The sequence below is a fragment of the Oceanobacillus indicireducens genome (genome assembly GCF_014647195.1).
GTDB lineage: Bacteria > Bacillota > Bacilli > Bacillales > Amphibacillaceae > Oceanobacillus > Oceanobacillus indicireducens.
In genome coordinates, this window is sequence record NZ_BMOS01000025.1 from 41,302 (window position 1) to 49,259 (window position 7,958).

At 41.4% G+C, this 7,958-nt stretch carries 7 protein-coding genes; all 7 read right to left on the minus strand.

The genetic code is table 11. The annotated features are described in order from the left end of the window. Positions 1 to 271 precede the first annotated feature (271 nt). Entirely contained in the window at positions 272 to 2,560 is a 2,289-nt protein-coding gene (locus tag IEX94_RS14690; protein WP_188858523.1) for a DNA translocase FtsK, read from the minus strand. A gap of 175 nt (positions 2,561 to 2,735) precedes the next feature. Beyond that, positions 2,736 to 2,942 carry a YlzJ-like family protein gene (locus IEX94_RS14695; protein ID WP_156856439.1) on the minus strand — a complete coding sequence of 69 codons (207 nt, stop codon included), beginning with the start codon at positions 2,940 to 2,942 and terminating at the stop codon, positions 2,736 to 2,738. Further along, positions 2,939 to 3,658 (minus strand): ClpP family protease, encoded by a 720-nt coding sequence (locus IEX94_RS14700; protein WP_188858518.1) that lies wholly within the window; start codon positions 3,656 to 3,658, stop codon positions 2,939 to 2,941. The genes IEX94_RS14695 and IEX94_RS14700 overlap by 4 nt, the downstream gene beginning before the upstream one ends. A 113-nt stretch (positions 3,659 to 3,771) precedes the next feature. Further along, a complete protein-coding gene (gene dapG / locus IEX94_RS14705; protein ID WP_156856437.1) occupies positions 3,772 to 5,004 on the minus strand; it encodes an aspartate kinase in 1,233 nt (410 codons plus the stop codon). Between the two features lie 265 nt (positions 5,005 to 5,269). Beyond that, on the minus strand, positions 5,270 to 6,316 hold the full coding sequence (locus IEX94_RS14710; protein ID WP_188858519.1) for an aspartate-semialdehyde dehydrogenase: 1,047 nt from the start codon (positions 6,314 to 6,316) through the stop codon (positions 5,270 to 5,272). A gap of 66 nt (positions 6,317 to 6,382) precedes the next feature. Continuing rightward, positions 6,383 to 6,970 carry a dipicolinate synthase subunit B gene (locus tag IEX94_RS14715; protein ID WP_156856435.1) on the minus strand — a complete coding sequence of 196 codons (588 nt, stop codon included), beginning with the start codon at positions 6,968 to 6,970 and terminating at the stop codon, positions 6,383 to 6,385. Positions 6,971 to 6,972: 2 nt separating this feature from the next. Next, positions 6,973 to 7,848 (minus strand): dipicolinic acid synthetase subunit A, encoded by an 876-nt coding sequence (gene dpaA / locus IEX94_RS14720; RefSeq protein ID WP_156856434.1) that lies wholly within the window; start codon positions 7,846 to 7,848, stop codon positions 6,973 to 6,975. Positions 7,849 to 7,958: the final 110 nt, after the last annotated feature.

Genomic DNA, 7,958 nt, shown 5'->3' on the forward strand with positions numbered 1-7,958 from the left:
AACGTTCATCCATTAAAACATATTAAACTTTTTACATAATCTGATTCTATGTTGCAAGAAGTAAATTCTTTCCGACTCCGCAGCGAGCTGCCCGCGAGGTAGACTAAGAACGCTCTCGTATGTGGCAACGTCTGCATTAGCGCGTCCTGTGCGTCGAGGCTCACCAGCCGCCCGCGGAAAGCAAGAGGTAGCGGGACTGCGAACCTCCAATGAAGCAATTTTCATTTCATAAGAAAAAACTGACTTGTATGGTGGCAAGTCAGTTTTTTGATTAGACGGATGGTGCTTCTTCTTCTGTTTCTGTTTTGGAAACGAGGACAGTTCGTGGTTTGCTGCCTTCATATGGTCCAACGATGCCTCTTGCTTCCATTGCGTCGATTAGTCTCGCCGCACGTGTATAGCCGATGCGGAAGCGGCGCTGGAGCATCGAAACACTTGCGCTTTGCAGTTCAATGATAAGTTCCACTGCTTCTTCATAGAGCTCATCATCTACCTCTTCCACCACTTCATTCGTTTCTTCTGGAATCATTTCCTCTTGATAAGATGCTTTTTGCTGGTCAATACAATGATCAACGACACGCTCTACTTCTTCATCAGAGAGAAATGCCCCTTGAACACGGACTGGCTTAGATGAGCCAACTGGCATGAACAGCATGTCCCCGCGGCCTAATAATTTCTCCGCTCCGCCGGAATCGAGGATCGTCCGGGAATCCGTCTGTGAAGAGACACTAAAAGCAATTCGGGATGGAATATTTGCTTTAATGACTCCCGTAATAACGTCTACAGAAGGTCGCTGTGTTGCAATGATGAGATGGATTCCAGCTGCACGGGCCATTTGGGCAAGTCGTGTAATTGCATCTTCCACATCATTTGAAGCAACCATCATCAGATCTGCCAATTCATCGACAATAACAACAATATATGGCAGTTCAGCTTCCGTTTCTTCCTCCGTTGCTGTTTGATTATATTTTCTTATATATTCGTTATAGCCTTGAATATTACGTGTACCAGAATCGGAAAACAGATCATATCTCCGCTCCATTTCTGCAACAACTTTCTTTAAGGCGCGGGAGGCTTTCTTCGGATCTGTTACAACCGGCGCAAGTAAATGCGGTATTCCGTTATAAACATTCAATTCTACTTTCTTCGGATCAATCATCATCATTTTCACTTCATGGGGTTTCGTACGCATGAGAAGGGTTGTAATGATTCCATTCACACAAACACTCTTCCCGCTCCCCGTTGCCCCAGCGATCAGTAAATGCGGCATTTTACTAAGTTCTGTCATAATCGCTTCACCAGAAATATCTCTTCCAAGGCCAACTAATAGTTTAGAAGACTTATCACTAAGTGTGTCGTCCATCACTTCACGTAAAGAAACCATCGCTATTTCTTTATTAGGAACCTCAATTCCCACAGCAGATTTACCGGGGATCGGTGCTTCAATCCGAATATCTTTCGCCGCGAGGGCTAAAGCAATATCATCATGTAAGCTAACAATCCGGCTTACTTTTACGCCAGCTTCCGGCGAAATTTCGTATTTCGTTACAGCGGGACCTACATTTACTTTGGTAACTTTCGCTTTAACTCCGAAGCTTTGGAAGGTTTTTTCCAATTTCCTTACCGTTGCCTGTACTTGCGATTTTTCATATTGTTGACTCGTTTTCACTGGTTCACTTAAGAGCTCAATCGGCGGAAGAATATATTCAGGATTTTCGCTTTCTGCCTGAGATAGCTCTGGCTCGTCAATATCTTCCTCTGCTTCGTCCTCCTCTTCCTCCTTGTCTACAGCTGTAACTGATGCAGCTTTAGGCTTCTCTTCCCGGTAGCTGATCTCCGTAAAGTCATTAATAAGAGGTTCTTCCTGGGCAGGGGTTGCATCCTCTATTTGCGCTTCGGAAGCATAAACCGGTTCATCCTTTTCCTTCCGATTCTCTTTATACGTCTGTAGCTTATCGCCCATATTCTTACCAAGCTTTTTCAGAGAGGTGAAAAACTTAGCTACAATGTCACCGAGTGAAACTTCGGTAATGAACAAGACTCCGATAATAATGGAAAAGACGGACACAATAATTGCACCGGCATAGGAAAACAAATAATAAGTAAAAGCAAATAAAATGGCACCAACCATCCCACCGCCCGTACGGCTCGATGGCACTTGTCCGCTTATATAGGAAATATAATTATCCCAAGTAGCAGCAAGCACGGAAACATTCTGGCCTCCCTGTATAATTGGTTCATAGGTTTGGACATGTGTCAATAAAAGAACACCAGCAAATAAAATATAAAACCCGACTATTTTTCTTGTAAAATAATTAGGGTATCTACGTTTAATTAATAAAACAATTCCCGTAACTAATAAAAAGATGGACGCAACAAAATACCAAATCCCTAGGAAAAAGTGAAAGAAATATTCTAACCAGCCAGGGATAGCTCCGTCACTAATGGCACTTGCTCCACTGCCAAAAATGGCTAAAAAGATAAATAATAGGCCTAATAATTCATATTTTAATAGATTTGATTTTTTCTTAGATTTTCTTTTTCGTTTCTTTTTCGCCATTTTCTCACCTCGCACTCGAACATTTATAACCCACTGCATATTATATTAGTTGAGTTTTATAAAACCCTCACCTGATTGTTGGCAAGGGTTTGTCCGTTTAACTCATTTAATTATAGCATACTTCATCTCGTAATTTCCTATTTCAGGGAAGGTTTCCATCTATAATTTCATACGGTTAATGCAAGGGGGCACCTGGTGAGTAATTGGCATTCAAATAATCATTCGGCTCTGTTGAAACTAATTGGGATAACTGATACTCTCCGCTTGGAAGCTTGTCGACATAGAACATTTTTCCTGCGTGGGTAATATAGGAGCGTTCCATTTGGGCTTCCTCTGGATTTGCAAATACCTCTTCTAATTGTAACGGTGTATAGAAAATCATTGTAATATCTCACCTTCCTCACCTTTTTCCCCGATAAATTCGTTCATTTTTTCCATTGCTTCTTTTATTCCACCGACTGCATCAATTAATCCATGGGCTACTGCCTCTTTACCAACCACATTCGTACCAATATCTCTCGTTAAATTCCCTTTAGCAAACATTAATTCTTTAAAAGTATCTTCTTTGATTTTTGAATGATTCATTACAAATTGTATCACTCGATCCTGCATCTTATCCAAGTATTCAAAAGTTTGGGGGACACCAATAACAAGTCCTGTTAACCGCACTGGATGGATCGTCATCGTTGCAGTTGGCACGATAAAAGAATAATCGGTTGCGACGGCAATTGGCACGCCAATAGAATGCCCACCACCGAGCACAACAGAAACAGTCGGCTTCGATAACGATGAAATCATTTCAGCCAAGGCAAGGCCTGCCTCCACATCGCCGCCGACGGTGTTTAACAAAACGATGAGCCCCTCAATTTTTGGGTTCTGTTCAATTGCTACAAGTTGCGGGAGTAGATGTTCATATTTCGTCGTTTTATTCTGAGGTGGCAGCTGCATATGGCCTTCCACTTGACCGATGATTGTTAGGACATGAATATTCGATTCCCCAGTTTGAGCAATATTTGTTTGGCCCAGTGCTTGAATTTTCTCAACGATACTATCTGCCGGATTCTTTTGTTTCTCATCAGGGTTTAAATCTTTGTTCATAAACGGATAACCTCCACCAATTTATCATTACATATAGTATGTTCATTGGTGAAGCGTTCCATGTATTGAGTACTCCATTTAAAAAGGACGGAGACAATAATTGTCTTCCGCCCTTAAAAATAACTCGGGATTGCTTCATCTAATTTGAAGGTTTCATGGAGGATATTTACTGCACGTTTTAATTTCTCTTCGGGCACCAACACCCAAATCGTTGTGTGGCTGTCGGCAGCTTGTAAAATTTGAATATCATGCTTCACTAAGGCAGAGACAATTTGCGATGCTACCCCAGGTATTCCGCTCATTCCTGCGCCGACAGCGGCGATTTTTGCGCAATGTTCGGCCAGTGTTACTTGAAGATTTAGTTCTTTGAAAATGCCTTTTGCTTGTTGAAGGGTTGAATTTGGAAGGGTAAATGCCAATTGGTTTGGAGATATGTTAATGAAATCAATAGAAATTCCAGCTGCAGCCATAGCCTTAAAAATAGCTGTCATTGAATAATCCGGATTCTCTTTGCGGCTGATTTTCACTTGTGCAATATCAGCTTGATGAGCAATACCGGTTATTAGTTTGTTCTTTTCTTTTGATCCGTTTTTATCTTCTCTTAAGCTTGAGATAATTGTGCCATGGTAACGTTTATAAGTGGAACGGACATGGAGTGGAAGTTTCGCTCGCATTGCAATTTCAACTGCCTGGGGATGGATGACTTTAGCTCCTTGGTAAGCGAGATTGCATGTTTCGGTGTACGTACAGTTCTTTAGCACACGAGCAGATGTGACAAGCTTCGGATCAGCGGTCATAATCCCCTCAACGTCTGTGAAAATTTCCGCTCGGACAGCATCCGTCGCTACAGCAAGAGCTGCTGCTGTCGTATCGCTTCCTCCCCTGCCAATCGTTGTAACATCCCCCTTTTTTGTCTCCCCTTGGAAGCCAGCCACTACAATACAATCGTAAGTATCAAAAGCACGAAACAGCCGCTTTGGATTAACATGTTGAATTTTTGCATTCGTATGGTTTTCCGTTGTCATTATTCCGGCCTGTGCTCCCGTAAAAGCTGTTGCACTTATCCCAGCCTGTTTCAGTTCATTTGCGACTACGACTGCTGAAATAATTTCCCCGCAGGCTAACAAAAGGTCAAGCTCCCTATCTGAAGCATTTGTTTCGGGATAGTTTACCAATTGCAACAAAGAATCAGTTGCATATGGTGCAGGATTTTTCCCGAGGGCGGAAACGACAACGATAACTTTATAATCCGCATCAATTGCTTTTTTAACGTGGTAAAGCACATGTTTTCGGGTGTTTTCCGTCTGTAATGAAGTGCCGCCAAATTTCTGCACGAGAAGTTGCATTTCTTCACCTCTCTTTCCAATGAAATAAAAGCAGCTACTATTACTCTTCTGTAGATGTTTAAAGATGTAATTAATAGCCGCTTTGTTTATTTTTCTTTTTTAACTTCTTTCTATCACGTATTAACGGTCTGTAATATCCCCACCTTGAAACATGAGGGAAGCCCAACAGTGTGAAGTTGGGGATAAACAGTCCGTAAATCCCTGATTCGGTTCAACTAACATTCAGTGGGGAGGTAACGAATTCCCCACTGAATGAAGTTTCACTTTATAACCAGTTATTATCAACGACAGATTGAGCGATTTGAACAGTATTTAAAGCCGCGCCTTTTACTAGATTATCGGAGACAATCCATAAATGGAAACCATTTGCCTTATCCGGATCTTTCCGTACACGACCTACAAATACTTCATCTTTATCAGCTGATGATAACGGGGTCGGATAGACTTGTTTAGAAGGCTCATCCTGCAGGACAATTCCTGGAGCTGATTCGAGTACTTTCCAAAGATCCTCTACCGTCACATCATCTTTATCAATTTCAATATATACACTTTCCGCATGGGATGTGAATACCGGTAGACGGACACAGGTTGCCGCGACTGATAATTCCTGATCATGAAGAATTTTCTTCGACTCATTAATCATCTTCCACTCTTCCTGTGTGTATCCTCCATCGGAAAATACATCAATCTGTGGCAATGCGTTAAAAGCAATTGGATAGTGCTTTTCCTCGGATCCTACCGGGAGTACGTTCGCTTCCATCTCTTTACCATTTACATATTGTTCTGTTTGCTTTTCCAGTTCGCTAATAGCATGATCACCGGCACCGGAAACGGCTTGGTAAGTTGAAACAATTATTCTTGAAAGACCAAACGTTTCTTTAATCGGGCTTAATGCAGCAACCATTTGAATCGTCGAACAATTCGGGTTAGCAATAATCCCTTTATGATCCTTAATGTCTTCTTTGTTCACTTCCGGTACAACTAAGGGCACACCTTCAGTCATCCGAAATGCACTTGTATTGTCAATGACAACTGCACCACGCTCTACCGCTTCATTTGCTAATGCTTTCGTTACGGATCCACCTGCGGAGAAGAGGGCAATATCAACTCCATTAAAACTTTCCGGAGTTGCTTCTTCAATCGTCTTCTCTTCTCCTTTAAATTCGATTGTTTTACCCGCAGATCGTTTTGAAGCTAATACTTTTAATTCATTAATCGGAAAATTTTTTTCTTCTAATATTTGTAATATTTTCTTCCCTACAGCCCCTGTTGCACCGACTACGGCTATATTGTAAGCATTTTTTTCTGCCATTTCTCGTTACTCCCTTCGATTACTCTAAATATTTGTACTGTTAGCGTCATATTATATCATATAATTCTAGTTATACGAAATGAGAATTGGTTGAAGTTGATTTTTAGTCAATGCGAATTGGAGCGTTTCATGGAGGGACGGCCAATCGGCAACGAGGGAATTTGGTTTATTAAATGGATCATCCTGGCCAAAGGGAATAAAGAATATATTTTTAGTCGCCATTAAGCGCATTAAGTTAACTCCATTTAATCCGAGGGCATCATTTGTCGACACTCCTAAAACAACGGGAGAATCATTACGTAGCGTTGCTTTTGCAGCCATCAAGACCGCGTTGTCCGTAACCGCATTCGCCAGTTTACTCAAAGAGTTTCCTGTTAGTGGTGCAATGACCATACAGTCTAATGGGATTTTCGGACCGAATGGTTCGGCTTCCACGATGGTTGAAACAACTGTCTTACCAGTGATTTCCTCGATTTTTTTAATCTTATCCACTGCTTTACCGTGAACAGTATCGGTATGCTTGACAGCGTCTGTAATGAATGGATATACATCTGCCCCTTCTTTAACTAGCCGAGTAAGCTCTTTAAATACGAAAACATGGGAATGATGCGAACCAGTAATACCGAAACCGATTTTCTTTCCAGAAAGTGACATGTTTATCTCCTTCCTTCTATCACTTGCATAATCACATTCGCTAAAATTTTGCCAGAAGTCTTCGGAGCAACGACACCAGGGAGACTTTTTGCTAGAATTGCTTTAATTCCGCGCTTCTCAGCAAATTCAAAGTCCGTTCCACCCGGTTTCGAAGCAAGGTCGATAATAACCGTATGGGCAGGTAACTTTTCAATAGCTTCACGCTTAATAACAAGTGCAGGTATCGTATTGATTAAAAGATCACATTGGTCAAGATGGTCTGGCAGTTGCTCAAGGGGAATCGCCTGAAGGTTCATCTCTGTTATGCGGGCAAGGTCACTTAAATCCCTTGAAGCTACACTTACCTTTGCACCAAGACTTGAGAATTTATTAGCAATCGTATGACCAACACGGCCAAATCCAGTTACAATGACATTGGATGAATGAATCGTATAATCCGTATGCTCAATTGCCATCATAATTGTACCTTCAGCAGTAGGTATCGAGTTATAAATTGCGACATCATCCCGGTTAAGAAGCGGTACAAGTTCAATTCTATTATTTTCAGCCTGTTCCTTTAGAAAATCATTTGCTATTCCAGTAAACATAATTGCGGATTCCTTTAGATTTTTAAACCATTCTTCTGTCAATTGGAGCGGCTGATCGGAAAAGACCGTTTCTACATTACCTAACTCATCAGTTCCGGTAATTGGTAAAATAATTACATCCAGATCAGCGGGGTGAATCTCCGATAGATCGCTCTGTTTTAATCCTGTAAAGCTTTGTTCCAATTTATCAAACCCGATTAAAACAATTGTTACTTTTGGTAATGCTTGCAGCTGGCGGATTAATTCCAGGTAGCGAGCATCACCGCCAATTACAGCAATGAGTTGCTCCATTATTGCTACTAACCTCCAAACATCATTTTCTCTCTATAGAATATGATGATTGCGCCTTAGAGTGATTGTAGACTAGCCAATAAATGAAAAAAGGCTGATATCTTGAGATA